General features: G+C 70.2%; 12 protein-coding genes. 1 reads left to right on the forward strand and 11 read right to left on the reverse strand.

Going from position 1 to position 14,849, the window contains the following annotated elements; genetic code table 11:
- Nucleotides 1-3: 3 nt before the first annotated feature.
- The 4 genes from OG202_RS39555 to OG202_RS39570 all read right to left on the reverse strand — a co-directional run bounded on the left by OG202_RS39555 (nucleotide 4) and on the right by OG202_RS39570 (nucleotide 5,385).
- Nucleotides 4-738: an SIR2 family NAD-dependent protein deacylase gene (locus OG202_RS39555; protein WP_328224323.1), complete on the reverse strand. Its 735-nt coding sequence runs from the start codon at nucleotides 736-738 to the stop codon at nucleotides 4-6.
- Between the two features lie 53 nt (nucleotides 739-791).
- Nucleotides 792-3,338 carry a protein kinase domain-containing protein gene (locus OG202_RS39560; RefSeq protein WP_327727040.1) on the reverse strand — a complete coding sequence of 849 codons (2,547 nt, stop codon included), beginning with the start codon at nucleotides 3,336-3,338 and terminating at the stop codon, nucleotides 792-794.
- Between the two features lie 394 nt (nucleotides 3,339-3,732).
- Nucleotides 3,733-4,224 (reverse strand): NUDIX hydrolase, encoded by a 492-nt coding sequence (locus OG202_RS39565; protein ID WP_326574978.1) that lies wholly within the window; start codon nucleotides 4,222-4,224, stop codon nucleotides 3,733-3,735.
- A gap of 63 nt (nucleotides 4,225-4,287) precedes the next feature.
- Entirely contained in the window at nucleotides 4,288-5,385 is a 1,098-nt protein-coding gene (locus OG202_RS39570) for an ADP-ribosylglycohydrolase family protein (protein WP_326574976.1), read from the reverse strand.
- A 439-nt stretch (nucleotides 5,386-5,824) separates the two neighbouring features.
- Between OG202_RS39570 and OG202_RS39575 the strand changes: the two genes are divergently transcribed.
- Nucleotides 5,825-6,943, forward strand: coding sequence for a glycerate kinase family protein (locus tag OG202_RS39575; RefSeq protein ID WP_328224776.1), 1,119 nt, complete (start codon nucleotides 5,825-5,827; stop codon nucleotides 6,941-6,943).
- Nucleotides 6,944-6,969: 26 nt separating this feature from the next.
- On the opposite strand, the gene OG202_RS39580 is transcribed toward OG202_RS39575, so the two are convergent.
- The 7 genes from OG202_RS39580 to OG202_RS39610 all read right to left on the reverse strand — a co-directional run bounded on the left by OG202_RS39580 (nucleotide 6,970) and on the right by OG202_RS39610 (nucleotide 14,840).
- A complete protein-coding gene (locus tag OG202_RS39580) occupies nucleotides 6,970-8,184 on the reverse strand; it encodes an alpha/beta hydrolase (protein ID WP_326574974.1) in 1,215 nt (404 codons plus the stop codon).
- Nucleotides 8,185-8,389: 205 nt separating this feature from the next.
- Nucleotides 8,390-9,211, reverse strand: a complete 822-nt coding sequence (gene pssA / locus OG202_RS39585; protein WP_326585551.1) for a CDP-diacylglycerol--serine O-phosphatidyltransferase — start codon at nucleotides 9,209-9,211, stop codon at nucleotides 8,390-8,392.
- A 37-nt stretch (nucleotides 9,212-9,248) separates the two neighbouring features.
- Entirely contained in the window at nucleotides 9,249-9,905 is a 657-nt protein-coding gene (locus OG202_RS39590) for a phosphatidylserine decarboxylase (protein WP_327727039.1), read from the reverse strand.
- Nucleotides 9,906-10,085: 180 nt separating this feature from the next.
- Nucleotides 10,086-11,291: an acyl-CoA dehydrogenase family protein gene (locus OG202_RS39595; protein ID WP_326574965.1), complete on the reverse strand. Its 1,206-nt coding sequence runs from the start codon at nucleotides 11,289-11,291 to the stop codon at nucleotides 10,086-10,088.
- Nucleotides 11,292-11,293: 2 nt separating this feature from the next.
- Nucleotides 11,294-11,806, reverse strand: coding sequence for a MaoC family dehydratase (locus tag OG202_RS39600; RefSeq protein WP_326585550.1), 513 nt, complete (start codon nucleotides 11,804-11,806; stop codon nucleotides 11,294-11,296).
- Between the two features lie 14 nt (nucleotides 11,807-11,820).
- Nucleotides 11,821-12,795, reverse strand: a complete 975-nt coding sequence (locus tag OG202_RS39605) for an HpcH/HpaI aldolase/citrate lyase family protein (protein WP_327727038.1) — start codon at nucleotides 12,793-12,795, stop codon at nucleotides 11,821-11,823.
- A complete protein-coding gene (locus tag OG202_RS39610; RefSeq protein WP_328224324.1) occupies nucleotides 12,792-14,840 on the reverse strand; it encodes a protein meaA in 2,049 nt (682 codons plus the stop codon). Before OG202_RS39610 ends, OG202_RS39605 begins: the two co-directional genes overlap by 4 nt.
- Nucleotides 14,841-14,849: the final 9 nt, after the last annotated feature.

A 14,849-nucleotide genomic window follows, 5' to 3' on the forward strand; every position in this document is an offset into this window, starting at 1 on the left:
GCCTCAGGCGCTCGCGGTGCTGATCTCGCGCAGCACCTCCGGCAGCGCGGTGCCGATCGGTTCCCGTACGACCTCGTCCGCCAGCTCGTCGTACGGGGTCGGCTCGGCGTTGACGATGATCAGGCGTGCCCCGTGGTCGGCGGCGACCTGGGCGAGCCCGGCGGCGGGCTGCACCTGGAGGCTGGTGCCGACGGCGATGAAGACCTGGCAGGCCTTGGTGATCGCGACGGCCTCGCCGAGGACCACCGGGTCGAGACGCTCGCCGAACATGACGGTGGCGGACTTCAGCACACCGCCGCACTCCAGACAGGGCGGGTCCTCCTCGCCGGCCTCGACCCGGCCGAGGGCGTCCTCCATCGGCGTACGGGCATGGCACCCGACGCACACCACGGACCGTGCGGTGCCGTGCAGTTCGAGGACCTTGCGGGCCGGCATACCGGCGAGCTGGTGCAGCCCGTCCACGTTCTGTGTGATCACCCGCACCGGCACCCCGGACCGCTCCAGCTCGGCCACCGCCCGGTGCGCCACGTTCGGCTCGGCCTTCAGTGTCCGGTTCTGCCGCCGCATCTGCCACGAGCGCCGGCGGATCTCCGGATCACCCATGTAGTACGCGTACGTCACCAGCTTCTCGGCCTCCGGATCCCGCCGCCACAGCCCGTTCGGGCCGCGGTAGTCGGGGATGCCGGAGTCGGTGGAGATGCCTGCGCCACTGAGGAGGGCGACCAGGGGCTTGTTCATGGGGCGAGCGTAGGTCGGCCGTCCGGTCGGGGCGAGTGGATATCGGGGTGGTGTCAGGGGGCCGGCAGGCCGTACGTGCGGTCGTAGTGCTGGGCGACCAGGACGCCGGAGTGGTCGCAGGCGAGCTGCCAGTCGTTGACGCCGGTCTCCACGCCGTCGGTGAAGTTCCACAGGAGCCTGCCCTTGGCGGCGCCGATCGCGTAGAAGCCGTTCCTGTTCTGGTAGGCGGGGACGTAGACCGCGCCGGGGCCGGCGGTGACCGGGTGGTCGATGTTGAGACGCGGGGTGGGGCAGAACCAACGACGGGCGCCGGTCCCGGCGTTGAAGGCGTACACGCCGGCGGGGTCCGTGCCGGTGACGTAGACCGTGTTGCCGTAGCAGCCGAGGGAGGCGAACGTGCCGCGCTCGGGCTTCACCCGCCAGCGGAGTTTGCCGGTGGTGAGATTCAGGGCTTCGAGTTCCCGGCCGATGGCGAACACCGTGCGGTTGAGCACGGCGAGGCCGGGCCGGAGGTCGTAGCCGACGGGGTGCCGCCACAGGACGCCGGAGCTGTCGGTGCTCCGGGTGGTGACATTGCGCAGGCCGTCGGCGTAGACGAAGAAGCCGGGGAGGATGACCGGAGCCAGTCGGACACCGACGTCCTCCGGGCTGATGGGGATGATCTCGGCGCGGCGGCCCGCGAGGTCGACGCCGAACACCGTGTCCGTGGAGGTCGCCACGCCCTGCTCGTCGGACTCCCGCCGGAGCCGGACACCGATGACGGAGACGGCCCGGTCGTCGGTGGCGCCGAGCAGTGTGTCGAACCGGAAATCCGGCCCGAAGTCGATGGTGAAACGTTCCGTTCCGTCGACGGGGTCGACCCCGATCACCGTCGCCCCCTCGCCGAGCGCGATCGCGGCGTCGAAGGCCAGCACGGTCGGTGTGGGCGACTGGCTGATGCCCTCGTAGACCCATGTGGGCCGGGTGCCGTCCTTGAGGTCGAGGCAGACCATGTCACCCGGGCGGGTCTTCAGCAGGGCCGTGCCGTCGTTGAAGACGGCGGGCGCTTGCAGCAGCGGGCCGCTGCGGTAGGTCCACAGCGGCTTCGGGGCCGGGCCGGCGGGCTCCGTGGACGGCGTGGCCGGCTTCTTCCGCCTGTCGAGCACCAGGGCGGCGGCGCCGACGGCGGCGGCGGTGGAGCCGGCCGAGAGGGTGAGGACCGTACGCCGCGACGGGCCGGGGCGCGGCGCGGCGCGGCGGTGTCCGGCGGAGGCGGAGGCGCCTCGGTACGGTTCCGGCTCCTCCGGAGTGGAATAGGGCTCCGTGCGGGCGTAGGGCCCGGCTCCCGGCTGCGGGTCGCCACCGGTTCCGCCGGGGAGCGGCGCCTCGGCCCGGTGGCCCGGATGCCCGGAGCCGTCGTACGGGCGGCCGGAGTCGTACGGCGACGGGTTCTCCGCGGCGCGGGACGCCTCGTCCAGCTCGAAGTCGTACGCGGCCCGGCCCTGCCGCGCGTCGTACCCGGCCCGGCCCTGCCGCAGGTCGTAGGCGGCCGGATCCTGTGGAGACGCGTGGGCGGGACGTGCCTGCTGGGGGCCGTACGCGGCCCGGTCCCCGGCATGGGTGTGGGCCGCCCGGCCCATGTCGTGGCCATGGGGAGACCCGTCCCGGCCGTACGCGCCCGGCTCGGGCCCGGTCCCGGCGGAGGGGAACGCGACCGGGGTGTTCGGTGTGGCGTCGAGGGTCCGCACCGCCGCCGCGCGCAGGGCGATCGAGGAGGCCACCGACGGGGGCAGCCAGCCGTCGCCCGTCAGCTGCTCCACGCCGCCGGGCACGCAGGCCGCGGCCAGCTTGTCCGGGGTGATCCGCAGCCGGGGGTCCTTGGTGAGACAGAGGTTGATGATCTTGTCCAGCGGCTCGGGCACGCCCGTCAGGTCGGGTGTGCTGTGCACGACCTGGTAGAGCAGTGTGGCCGCCGCCGTGCCGCTGAACGGCGCGTGCCCGGAGGCGGCGAAGGTGAGCACCGAGCCGAGCGAGAAGACGTCCCCCTCGGGGCCCAGCGGCTCGCCCGTGGCCTGCTCGGGGCACATGTACTCGAAGGAGCCGAAGAGGGCGCCGGAGCGGGTGAGGTCGTAGCCGTCGCTCGCCCGGACGATGCCGAAGTCGATGACGCGCGGACCGTCGGCGGCGAGGAGCACGTTCGACGGCTTGAGGTCGCGGTGCACCAGCCCGGCGGCCTGCACCGAGATCAGCGCCTCGGCGATGCCGGCGCCCAGGACGAGCACCGACTCCACCGGGAGCGGGCCGTGCGCGGCGACGGCCTCGGCCAGCGTGGGACCGGCGATGTAGTCCGTGGCCAGCCACGGGATGGGGCCTTCCGGGTCGGCGTCCACCACGGGCGCGGTGTATCTGCCGCCGACCGCTCCGGCGGCCTCCACCTCACGGCGGAAGCGGATGCGGAAGTTCTTGTCCCCCATCAGCTCGGGGCGGATGGCCTTGACCGCCAGGGTCCGCCCCTGCGGGGAGCGCGCCAGATAGACCCGTCCCATCCCTCCTGCGCCTAGCCGTGCCACGAGACGGTAGGGACCTAGTTCCTCGGGATCGTCTGAGCCCAGTGGTTCCATGACCTCAGCTGCCTGTTCGGTGATGACGGGCGAGCAACGGCCCGCAGGTGGGGGGAAACCGACTGCTCCGGGCGGCTCCCGGTGACCGTTCCCCCAGGCGCTCCGGATCTCCCGGAGCCACGGCCCGCGCCCGGGCCGCCGGTCACGGGTGTCCCGAGTGCTGCCCCGGTTCCCGAGCGAGGCAACGGGGCGCGATCACTCGGACGGGGGTGAAGTCAGCCTAGATGCTGGAGTGATGAACGGGCAGTGTTTTCAGCCAGCGCTTTAAACTTCTATTAAGTGGAAGGTTCACGCTTTTCACGTTCTGTACAAGGGCAGTTGACGCGAGGTCAGGTGACTCCTGTAAGCAGTGGGCGGCGGCCAACGGGCACTGCCGTGGCCGATCGTCGCCGGTTCAGCCCACCCGGTCGCCGTTCTCCAACTCGACCGTACCCGTGCCGTCCGCCAGCGCGTCGAGGGCGGCGAGCACCCGGCGGCCGAGCGTCCCGAGGAGATACCCGGTGAGTTCGGCGTGCGGGACGAGCCGCCACGACAGCAGCTCCTCCTCCTGCAACCGGATCCGCTTCAGCTCCTCCTCGCCGAGCACCCCGCCGTCGTAGACGTACGCCACCAGCGGCGGCCGGCCCACCCCGTGCACCCAGTCCACGGCGAGCAGCCGCCCCGGTTCGACGTCCAGCCCGATCTCCTCCAGGGTCTCGCGCCGCGCGCCCTGCCTCGGCGTCTCCCCGTCGTCCGACTCGATCGTCCCGCCCGGCAGCGCCCATCCCTCGCGGTAGTTGGGCTCGACGAGCAGCACCCGCCCCTCGGCGTCCCGGAAGACCGTGGCGGCGCCGGCGAGGACACGGGGCAGGCTCGCGATGTACGCGGCGAAGTCCGGAGTGGTCATCCAGGAAGGGTAGACGGCTCTTCAAGGCGGGAATCGGCGCTCGGGGAGCGGAACGACCGGCGCTCAGGGGCCGGAGGCCTCCGCCAACCGCACCGTGCGCTCCGCGAGTTCGCCGATGCGCACCCCGTCGAAGCCGAACACGGCGCTGCGCACGGTGTCCTCCAACGGGTCCTTCCACCGGTCCGGGATCGCCGCCGCCCCGCACAGCACACCCGCCACCGAACCGGCGGTGGCCCCGTTGGAGTCGGTGTCCAGGCCGCCGCGGACGGTCAGCGTGATCGTGCGGGTGAAGTCGCCCTCGCCGTAGAGCAGCCCGGCGGTGAGCACGGCGGCGTTCGGTACGACGTGGATCCAGCCCAGCCCGGCCGTCTCCTCGCCCACCGTCGTGAGCGTCTCCTCCCAGGCCAGCCCGGCGTCGTACAGCGACACGACCCGCCGCACGGCCCGGGCCAGGCGGCTGCTCGCCGGGATCACCGCCAGGGCCTCCTCCACGGCAGCCCGCGCCCCCGGCGCCGTGAAGGCCGTCGCGACCAGTGCCGCCGCCCACATCGCGCCGTACACCCCGTTGCCGGTGTGCGACAGCACCGCGTCGCGCCGCGCCAGCGAGGCCGCGCGGCGGGGCAGGCCGGGGGAGGTCCAGCCGTGGACGTCGGCGCGGATGAGGGCGCCGATCCACTCCTGGTACGGGTTGTCGTACGTGGCGGTCAGCGGCGGCTTCAGACCGCCCGCGAGGTTGCGGTAGGCCGCCCGCTCCGCCGTGAACGTCTGGAGATACGGCAGCCGCAGCAGCCACAGGTCGCCGACCTGCTCGGTGCTGAAGCCGAAGCCGTGCGTCTCCAGGAGGTGGAGGCCGAGGATCGCGTAGTCGACGTCGTCGTCGCGGCAGCTGCCGTGGATCCGGCCGCGCACGCAACTGCGCCACTCCGGCCGCAGCGCGAGCCGGTCGCTCTCGGTGGCCGGCTCCGGGAGGTAGTCGGTGAGCGGCAGGGCCCCGGCCTGCCGCAGATAGCGGTCGATCCGCGCCGGCGTCCACAGGTCCCCCTGCTCGACGGGTTTCCCGAGCATGTTCCCCGCGATCCGGCCCAGCCAGCCCCCGAGAACGCGGTCGGCGAGTTCGGCGCCCACCGGGGGCACCAGGGTCGAGGGGATCGTGGGCGTCATGGTTGCAGGTCTACCCAATTCCGGGCACACCCGCTCGGGGACCGACGTGCGGGTGCGGTGCGGGTGCGGCCGTGCGTGGCGCCCGGGGGCCGTACGGGCGAGGCCCGCGCGTGGGCCGGAGGTCTCCCGGAGCGCGGGTGCCGCGCCGGAGGGACGCCCCGGACCCGTGTGCGGTGGCGTCCGGGGACTCCCGGCCGGCGGTGTGCGCGAGGGTCCCTCGGCCGCCCACTCGCAGCGCCGACAGGCCGCTCTCGGGGCCGCCGACGCTTGCGCGCGCGGTGTTCGGTGGGCGGGACGGGGCATGACGTACGGGGGGCCGGGCGGTTAGGGTCGCAGCGGCGCGACTGCCTTGACGTGCGCAAGGCTTGATGAGCGAGGGGAACGCAAGGTGGCGAACGCCGCAGTGGACGGGATCGGCACGGACACGGCAACCCCGCGGGTGCTGATCGCCGCGGACAAGTTCAAGGGCACGCTGACGGCCGTCCAGGTCGCCGAGCGGGTCACGGCGGGCCTGCGCCGGGTGGTGCCCGACCTGGAGGTCGAGGCGCTGCCGGTCGCCGACGGCGGTGACGGCACGGTGGCCGCGGCGGTCGCGGCCGGTTTCGAACGACGCGAGGTACGAGTCGGCGGGCCGCTCGGTGAGCCCGTCACCGCCGCGTACGCGCTGCGCGACGAGACGGCCGTCGTCGAGATGGCCGAGGCCAGCGGCCTGCAGCGGCTCCCCGCCGGGGTCTTCGCGCCGCTCACGGCCTCCACGTACGGCTCCGGCGAACTGCTGCGCGCCGCGCTCGACGCGGGCGCCCGCACGATCGTGTTCGGCGTCGGCGGCAGCGCCACGACGGACGGCGGCGCGGGCATGCTCGCCGCCCTCGGCGCGCGCTTCCTCGACGCAGCCGGTGAGCCGGTCGGCCCCGGGGGCGGAGGCCTGCGCGACCTGGTCACGGCGGACCTGACGGGCCTCGACGAGAGACTCGCGTCGATCGACTTCGTCCTGGCCAGCGACGTCGACAACCCGCTGACCGGGCCGAAGGGCGCCCCCGCCGTCTACGGGCCGCAGAAGGGCGCGAACCCCGAGGACGTGGCCGCGCTGGACGCGGCCCTGGCCCACTTCGCCGCCGTCCTGGAGAAGACGATCGGGGGACGGGCCGCCGAGCACGCTCTCGCCCCCGGCGCGGGTGCCGCCGGCGGCATCGGCTACGGCGCCCTCATCCTCGGCGCGCGCTTCCGGCCCGGTATCGAGGTCATGCTCGACGTGCTCGGCTTCGCGAAGGCGCTGGAGAAGGCCACCCTCGTCATCACCGGCGAGGGCTCCCTCGACGAGCAGACCCTCCACGGCAAGGCCCCGGCGGGGGTGGCGGCGGCCGCCCGGGCCGCCGGCAAGGAGGTCGTGGCGGTCTGCGGCCGCCTGGCCCTCCGGCCGGAGGCGCTGGGGCGGGCCGGCATCCGCCGGGCCTACCCGCTGACGGACGTCGAGCCGGACGTGGAGCGCTGCATCGCCGATCCGGGCCCGATCCTGGAGCGGGTGGCCGAGCGGATCGCCCGGGACTTCCTCACCTGACCCCTGTGGCAGGGGAAACCTGACCCCTACGGCAGGGGAATCAGGTTGCCGTCCATTTCCCTGAAGTACTTGCCGCTGCGGCGGCCCTCCACCTTGCCGTTCTTGAGCCAGTGCTTCGAGAAGTGGTGGATGGCCTCGGCGGTGGTCTCCCAGGCCAGGGAGTGGCCTGAGCTCTCGAAGCAGAACATCAGCTTCTTCGGTCCCGCGATGGCCGTGTAGAGGGCCGGCACGGAGAAGTTCAGGTTGTCGGGCATCGGGGTCGGGCTGTTGGCCGTCCGGTCGAGTTCTCCGTAGAGGATGAGCACGGGAACGTGATCACCGAGCACGTACGTGCCCTCCCTCTTGTGCGGCACCGTGTGGTTGTTCCAGCCCCACCAGTAGGTGTTCCTGTATCGAAGGACGCCCTCCGGCTCGCCGTTGACCTTGGGGCCCCACTTGCTGCCCTCGTGGTCGTTCTGCATGCAGGCGTCCCACACCAGCTCATCGATGCCGGGCTCCCACAGGGCGGCGGGGCCGGTCAGCGAGGCCTTGAGTGCCCTCTTGCTGGTGACGTGCATCGGGAAACCGAACAGGTTCTCCGGCTTGGACAGGGGCAGCGTCTGGGCCTCGGCCGGACGCCCGAAGGGCTGGTCGGGCTTCTCCGACCACCGCCCCTTCGGCGGGAACATCGGGGCGAGCAGGAAGAGGCTCCTGACGTCGTCGGGGTACTGGAGCGCGTAGGGGCCCATCACGAACGCGGCCGCGGACCAGCCCACGAAGTGGATCGGCTTGTCCGCGTCGGGAAGATTCCTGATGTGGTCGACGACGGTCTTCACCTCTGCCCATTCGCTCTCCGAGTTGCCCAGCTGGAAGGCGTACGGCGGCGGGGGAGTGCACGGTTCCGGAAGGGGGTTCGGGACGAGGACCGGTGCCTGCTGGGCGGGGTTCGCGTTGCACGGCACGTCCATCATCGGGCGCGGCGACCGTCCGGAGCCCTGGAGATCCATGATGAAGACGTCGAAACCGGCTTGCGCCAGTTCCTGTGCCCAGCTGTACCGGTTGGGGTTCTCGCCAGGCACCGGTGCGAGGTCGAAGCCCGGCAGTGCCGGCACGCTTCTCCCGTGCAGCATCAGCACCGTCTCGTGGTCGTGCCCCTGGGTGGGCTTGTACTCCCGGACGGGCAGTTCGACTTCGATGCCCTCGTTCGCCGGGATCTGGGACTCGTGCTTGATCCTGTGCTCGATGAGTTCGTACGTGGACATGCGCGTCTCCTGTGGATAGGAGGGGTGTTAAATGCCGTGAAATCCCCTATATTCCACCGTGCGCCTCTTCCTCACCCCTAGCAACTGGGCCCCGGTACGAGGTAGTTGCCCCGTCAAAGGCCAAGCCCGATGCCCTTGAACGCGAAACAGGTGTGGCCCGAGCCGGGAAGGCTCGGGCCACACCTGTCAGCGGTGGAGCGATGTGTCAGGGCAGCTGCGCGGCACGCGCCTCGCGGCGGTTGTCGCGGAAGTTGTTCACCCGGCGTGCCGTGGCGAACAACGGGATCACCGCGCCCATGACGAGCTGCAGGGCGCAGCCGGTCTGGAGGAGGAGCTGGCCGCCGGGGGCGTCGAAGGCCCAGGCCATCAGCAGCCCCATGGAGAGGACGATCCAGGAGAGCATCGCCACCGCGAGGGGACCCCGCGGCTTCGGGTACTCGACCCGGCTCACCATCAGCCACGCCGTGCCGATGATCGCCAGGAGGGTCGCCACGAAGGGCAGCTCCAGGAGGACGATCGACACGACGGTCAGCGCGCCGAACGGCGACGGCATGCCCTGGAAGGTGCCGTCCTTGACCGTCACACAGGAGAATCTCGCGAGCCTCAGCACGACGGCCAGCAGTACGACGATCGCGCCCACCGCCGCCACCCGCTGGTGCGCGTCGTCCGCGACCATGCCGTAGACGAGGACGAAGTACGCCGGTGCCAGGCCGAAGCTGATCAGGTCGGAGAGGTTGTCCAGCTCCGCGCCCATCGGCGAGGAGCGGAGCTTGCGCGCCACCAGCCCGTCGAACAGGTCGAAGATCGCCGCGCACAGCATCAGGATCACGGCGGTGGCCGCGCTGTGGCGGGCCATGCCCGTCTCCTGGCTGCCGGTGAGGTGCGGGATCAGAATGCCCGTGGTGGTGAAGTACACCGCCATGAAGCCGCACGTGGCGTTGCCCAGCGTGAGGGTGTCCGCTATCGACAGGCGGAGCGACAGCGGCATCTCCTCCGCGTCGTCCTCCACCTCGTCGACGTCGGGCACCCAGCCGGTCCCCGTCTGGCCGGGCTGGGTCTCCGGATCAGTCACGGTCAATGCGAGTCACCCCAGCCACGGTCTTCTGGCCCACCTCGACGTCGATTTCCACACCCTCGGGCAGGTAGATGTCGACGCGCGAGCCGAAGCGGATCAGCCCGATCCGGTCACCCTGCTCGACCTTGGTGCCCTCGGGGAGGTACGGAACGATGCGGCGAGCCACGGCGCCGGCGATCTGGATCATCTCGATGTCACCGAGTTCGGTGTCGAAGTGCCAGACGACGCGCTCGTTGTTCTCGCTCTCCTTGTTGAACGCCGGCACGAAGCCGCCCGGGATGTGCTCGACCGACGTCACCGTGCCGGAGAGCGGCGCGCGGTTGACGTGGACGTTGAGCGGGCTCATGAAGATCGCGACGCGGGTGCGGCCGTCCTTCCACGGCATGATGCTCTGCACCACTCCGTCGGCGGGCGAGATGACCCGGCCCTGGGCGATCTCACGCTCGGGGTCGCGGAAGAACCACAGCATGCCCGCCGCCAGCGCGGTGGCGGGTACGGCCACGGCCCGAGCGGCACCGGAGCGGCGCGAGCGGGCGAGGCTGAGTGCTGCGGTGGCGACGGTCGGGAGAAGCCACGGCGATGCTCCGCGCGCGAGCCGCACACCGGCAAGGCTGTCGCGTGGTGCAGAGGTTTGGCTGTGGGGCATGGATGACCTTCGTAGCGGATGATGCCGCGCGGTGACTGGGGACGGCGGCTTTCCGGGGATGGTACCGGTCGCAGCCCGCAACTGGGCAAGCCAGGAAGCCGAGTCGACGGCCGAAGAGTGCTGACGGGGTGTGATCTTCTTCTCGAAGAAAACACCCCGAACCGGACAACCGACCCCGGACTAGCCTTGGAATCGATACTCTTCGAGCAGCCGACGACCGATGATCATTTTCTGGATTTCGGCGGTACCTTCACCGATCAACAGCATCGGTGCCTCTCGGTAGAGACGCTCGATCTCGTACTCCTTCGAGAAGCCGTAACCGCCGTGGATCCGGAAAGCGTCCTCGACGACCTCTTTGCAGTATTCGGAGGCGAGGTACTTCGCCATCCCGGCTTCGAGGTCGTTTCGTTGGCCCGAGTCCTTTTTGCGTGCTGCGTTCACCATCATCGCATGCGCGGCCTCGACCTTGGTAGCCATCTCGGCCAGCTTGAACTGGATCGCCTGGTGCTGGGCGATCTGCTTGCCGAACGTGTGGCGCTGCTGGGCGTACCGGACACCCAGTTCGAACGCACGCTGAGCGACGCCGCAGCCACGTGCGGCCACATTCACCCGGCCCACCTCGACGCCGTCCATCATTTGGTAAAACCCTCGGCCGGTGGTGCCGCCGAGCACACGATTGGCCGGAATGCGCAGGCCGTCCATGATGAGCTCGGTCGTGTCGACCCCCTTGTAGCCCATCTTGTCGATCTTCCCGGGAATGGTGAGGCCGGGGAGGACCTCTCCGAAGCCGGGCTCCTTCTCGATCAAGAAGGTGGTCATCGACTTGTGGGGGGCCGTGCCCTCGGGGTGTCCTTCGTCACTTCGGACGAGGACGGCGACGAGTGTTGACGTTCCACCGTTCGTCAGCCACATCTTCTGACCGTTCAGGACGTACTCGTCGCCGTCCTTGACCGCCTTGGAGGTGATCGCCGACACATCGGACCCGAGCGCCGGCTCCGACATCGAGAAGGCGCCCCGGACGTCACCGGCCGCCATCCTCGGCAGGAAGTGGTCCTTCTGCTCCTGCGTGCCGTGCTGCTTCAGCATGTACGCCACGATGAAGTGCGTGTTGATGATCCCGGAGACGGACATCCAGCCCCGGGCGATCTCCTCCACGCACAGCGCGTACGTGAGAAGGGACTCGCCCAGACCGCCGTACTCCTCGGGGATCATCAGGCCGAACAGGCCCAGCTCCTTGAGCCCGTCGACGATCGCTTGCGGGTACTCGTCGCGGTGCTCCAGCTCGGTCGCGACCGGGATGATCTCCTTGTCCACGAAGTCGCGGACGGTGGACAGGATCTCCTGCTGAACGTCCGTGAGGCCGTGGGTCTGGGCGAGTCGTGCCATGGCTACTTCTCCTGCTCCCTGAGCTCGGGGCGGCCCGGCTGCTCGCCGCCGCGCTCCTTGATGTACGTCTCGGTCGGCACCAGGACCTTGCGGCGGAACACGCACACCAGCGTGCCGTCCTGCTTGTAGCCCTTGGTCTCGACGTGGACGATGCCGCGGTCGTTCTTCGACTTCGACGGCCACTTGTCGAGCACGGTCGTCTCGCCGTAGAGCGTGTCGCCGTGGAAGGTCGGCGCCACGTGCTTCAGCGACTCGATCTCCAGGTTGGCGATCGCCTTGCCGGAGACGTCCGGCACGGACATGCCCAGCAGCAGCGAGTAGATGTAGTTGCCGACCACGACGTTCTTGCCGAAGTCGGTCGTCTTCTCGGCGTAGTTCGCGTCCATGTGGAGCGGGTGGTGGTTCATGGTGAGAAGACAGAAGAGATGGTCGTCGTACTCCGTGACCGTCTTCCCGGGCCAGTGCTTGTACACCGCCCCGACCTCGAACTCCTCGTAGGTGCGCCCGAACTGCATGCTCACGGCTCTTTCTAGTCGGTGGGGATCTCGAACTTGCTGGTGCGCTGCATGCCGGCGGCACGCCCCTTGCCGGAGATGACCAGGGCCATCTTGCGGCTGGCCTCGTCGATCATCTCGTCGCCGAGCATCGCCGAGCCCTTCTTGCCGCCCGCCTCGGAGGTGCAGTAGTCGTACGCGTCCAGGATCAGCTCGGCGTGGTCGAAGTCTTCCTGCGAGGGCGAGAAGATCTCGTTCGACGCCTCGACCTGGCCCGGGTGCAGCACCCACTTGCCGTCGAAGCCCAGCGCGGCGGCGCGCTGGGCGACCTCGCGGTAGCCGTCCACGTTGCGGATCTGCAGGTAGGGGCCGTCGATCGCCTGGAGGTTGTTGGCGCGGGCGGCCATCAGGATCTTCATCAGGATGTAGTGGTAGGCGTCCGCCGGGTAGCCGGGCGGCTGCTCGCCCACGACCAGCGACTTCATGTTGATCGACGCCATGAAGTCGGCCGGGCCGAAGATGATCGTCTCGACCCGCTGGGACGCCGTCGCGATCTCGTTGACGTTGTTCAGGCCCTGCGCGTTCTCGATCTGCGCCTCGATGCCGATCTTGCCGACCTCGAAGCCCATCGTCTTCTCGATCTGCGTCAGCAGGAGGTCGAGGGCGACGACCTGCTGGGCGGTCTGCACCTTCGGCAGCATGATGCAGTCGAGGTTCTGGCCCGCGCCCTCGACGACCGTCACGACATCGCGGTACGTCCACTCCGTCGTCCAGTCGTTGACGCGCACGACCCGCGTCTTGCCGGTCCAGTCGCCCTCGTTGAGGAACTTGACGATGGTGTGCCGCGCCTCGGGCTTGGCGAGGGGGGCGCAGGCGTCCTCCAGGTCGAGGAAGACCTGGTCCGCCGGGAGGCCCTGGGCCTTCTCCAGGAAGCGGGGGTTGCTTCCCGGCACCGCGAGGCAGGAGCGCCGCGGACGAAGACGGTTCACCTGAGGAACAGGGCTGGTCATGCGGGGACCTCCAGGGGGTCGAGCTTGTTCGCTTTGCGGATCTCGTCGACGATACGGCCGATGATCCCGGTGATGTCGAAGTCCTTCGGGGTGAACACGGCGGCCACTCCGGCGGCCCTGAGCTGTGCGGCGTCCGCGTTCGGGATGATCCCGCCGGCGATCACCGGGATGTCGTGGGCGCCCGCCTCGCGCAGCCGTTCCAGCACGTCCGGGACGAGCTGGGCGTGCGAGCCGGAGAGGATGGACAGTCCGACCGCGTGCACGTCCTCGGCGAGGGCCGCGTCCACGATCTGCTCCGGGGTGAGCCGGATGCCCTGGTAGACCACCTCGAAGCCCGCGTCACGGGCCCGCACGGCGATCTGCTCGGCCCCGTTGGAGTGCCCGTCCAGGCCGGGCTTGCCGACCAGGAAGCGGAGCTTGCCGACGTTCAGGTCCTTGGCCGTCAGGTCCACCTTGCGGCGGACCCCCGACATGGCCGAGCCCTCCTCGGCGGAGACGGCCACCGGTGCCGACGACACACCGGTGGGGGCCCGGAACTCACCGAACACCTCACGGAGGGCCCCGGCCCACTCGCCGGTCGTGACCCCGGCGCGGGCGCACTCCAGGGTGGCCTCCATGAGGTTGTCGGTGCCCTTCGCGGCCTCCTTCAGCCGCTCCAGCGCCTTGCACGGGCGCGGGTGGTTGAAGGGCGGCTGGTAGCGGGTGTCGCGCCAGTTCCGCAGCGACTTGATCACCCGGGCCTCGACCGCGGGGTCGACCGTCTGGATCGCCGCGTCCAGGTCGGCGGTCAGCGGGTTCGGCTCGGTCGACTCGTAGATGTTGACGCCGACGATCTTCTCCTCGCCCGACTCGATCCGGGCCCGGCGCTCGGCGTGCGAGGAGACCAGCTGCGACTTGAGGTAGCCGGACTCGACGGCGGCCATCGCGCCGCCCATCTCCTGGATCCGCTCGATCTCGGCGAAGGACTCCTCGACCAGCTTGGCCACCTTCGCCTCGATGACGTGCGAGCCCTCGAAGATGTCCTCGTACTCCAGCAGATCGCTCTCGTGCGCCAGCACCTGCTGGATCCGCAGCGACCACTGCTGGTCCCACGGCCGGGGGAGACCGAGGGCCTCGTTCCAGGCCGGCAGCTGCACGGCTCGCGCCCGCGCGTCCTTGGAGAGCGTCACGGCCAGCATCTCCAGCACGATCCGCTGGACGTTGTTCTCCGGCTGCGCCTCGGTCAGACCGAGGGAGTTGACCTGGACGCCGTACCGGAAACGCCGCTGCTTGGGGTTCTCGATGCCGTACCGCTCGCGGGTGATCCGGTCCCAGATACGGCCGAACGCCCGCATCTTGCACATCTCCTCGACGAAGCGGACGCCCGCGTTCACGAAGAAGGAGATACGGGCGACGACATCGCCCATGCGTTCGTGCGGCACCTGACCGGAGTCCCGCACGGCGTCCAGCACCGCGATCGCCGTGGACATCGCGTACGCGATCTCCTGCACCGGCGTGGCGCCCGCCTCCTGCAGGTGGTAGCTGCAGATGTTGATCGGGTTCCACTTCGGCATGTGGGAGACCGTGTACGCGATCATGTCCGTCGTCAGCCGGAGCGAGGGCACCGGCGGGAACACATGGGTGCCCCGCGAGAGGTACTCCTTGACGATGTCGTTCTGGGTCGTGCCCTGGAGCTGGGTGATGTCCGCGCCCTGCTCCTCGGCGACGACCTGATAGAGCGCCAGCAGCCACATGGCGGTGGCGTTGATGGTCATCGAGGTGTTCATCTGCTCCAGGGGGATGTCCTGGAACAGCCTGCGCATGTCACCGAGATGGGCCACCGGGACGCCGACCCGGCCGACCTCGCCGCGGGCGAGGATGTGGTCGGAGTCGTAGCCGGTCTGGGTCGGCAGGTCGAACGCGACCGACAGACCCGTCTGCCCCTTGGCGAGGTTGCGCCGGTACAACTCGTTGGACGCCTCTGCCGTGGAGTGACCGGCGTACGTCCGCATGAGCCACGGCCGGTCCTTCGGTTGCCTGCCTTCGGCGGGCTGACGCTCACTCATGTGCGGACC

This window comes from Streptomyces sp. NBC_00310, assembly GCF_036208085.1.
GTDB lineage: Bacteria > Actinomycetota > Actinomycetes > Streptomycetales > Streptomycetaceae > Streptomyces.

Coding starts and splice junctions, on each gene's coding strand:
- OG202_RS39595 (WP_326574965.1), bottom strand. CDS start 11,291: ATGGCACGACTCGCCCAGACCCACGGCCTCACGGACGTTCAGCAGGAG.
- OG202_RS39605 (WP_327727038.1), bottom strand. CDS start 12,795: ATGACCAGCCCTGTTCCTCAGGTGAACCGTCTTCGTCCGCGGCGCTCC.
- OG202_RS39600 (WP_326585550.1), bottom strand. CDS start 11,806: ATGCAGTTCGGGCGCACCTACGAGGAGTTCGAGGTCGGGGCGGTGTAC.
- OG202_RS39580 (WP_326574974.1), bottom strand. CDS start 8,184: ATGTCCACGTACGAACTCATCGAGCACAGGATCAAGCACGAGTCCCAG.
- OG202_RS39570 (WP_326574976.1), bottom strand. CDS start 5,385: ATGACGCCCACGATCCCCTCGACCCTGGTGCCCCCGGTGGGCGCCGAA.
- OG202_RS39590 (WP_327727039.1), bottom strand. CDS start 9,905: ATGCCCCACAGCCAAACCTCTGCACCACGCGACAGCCTTGCCGGTGTG.
- OG202_RS39565 (WP_326574978.1), bottom strand. CDS start 4,224: ATGACCACTCCGGACTTCGCCGCGTACATCGCGAGCCTGCCCCGTGTC.
- OG202_RS39610 (WP_328224324.1), bottom strand. CDS start 14,840: ATGAGTGAGCGTCAGCCCGCCGAAGGCAGGCAACCGAAGGACCGGCCG.
- OG202_RS39560 (WP_327727040.1), bottom strand. CDS start 3,338: ATGGAACCACTGGGCTCAGACGATCCCGAGGAACTAGGTCCCTACCGT.
- OG202_RS39555 (WP_328224323.1), bottom strand. CDS start 738: ATGAACAAGCCCCTGGTCGCCCTCCTCAGTGGCGCAGGCATCTCCACC.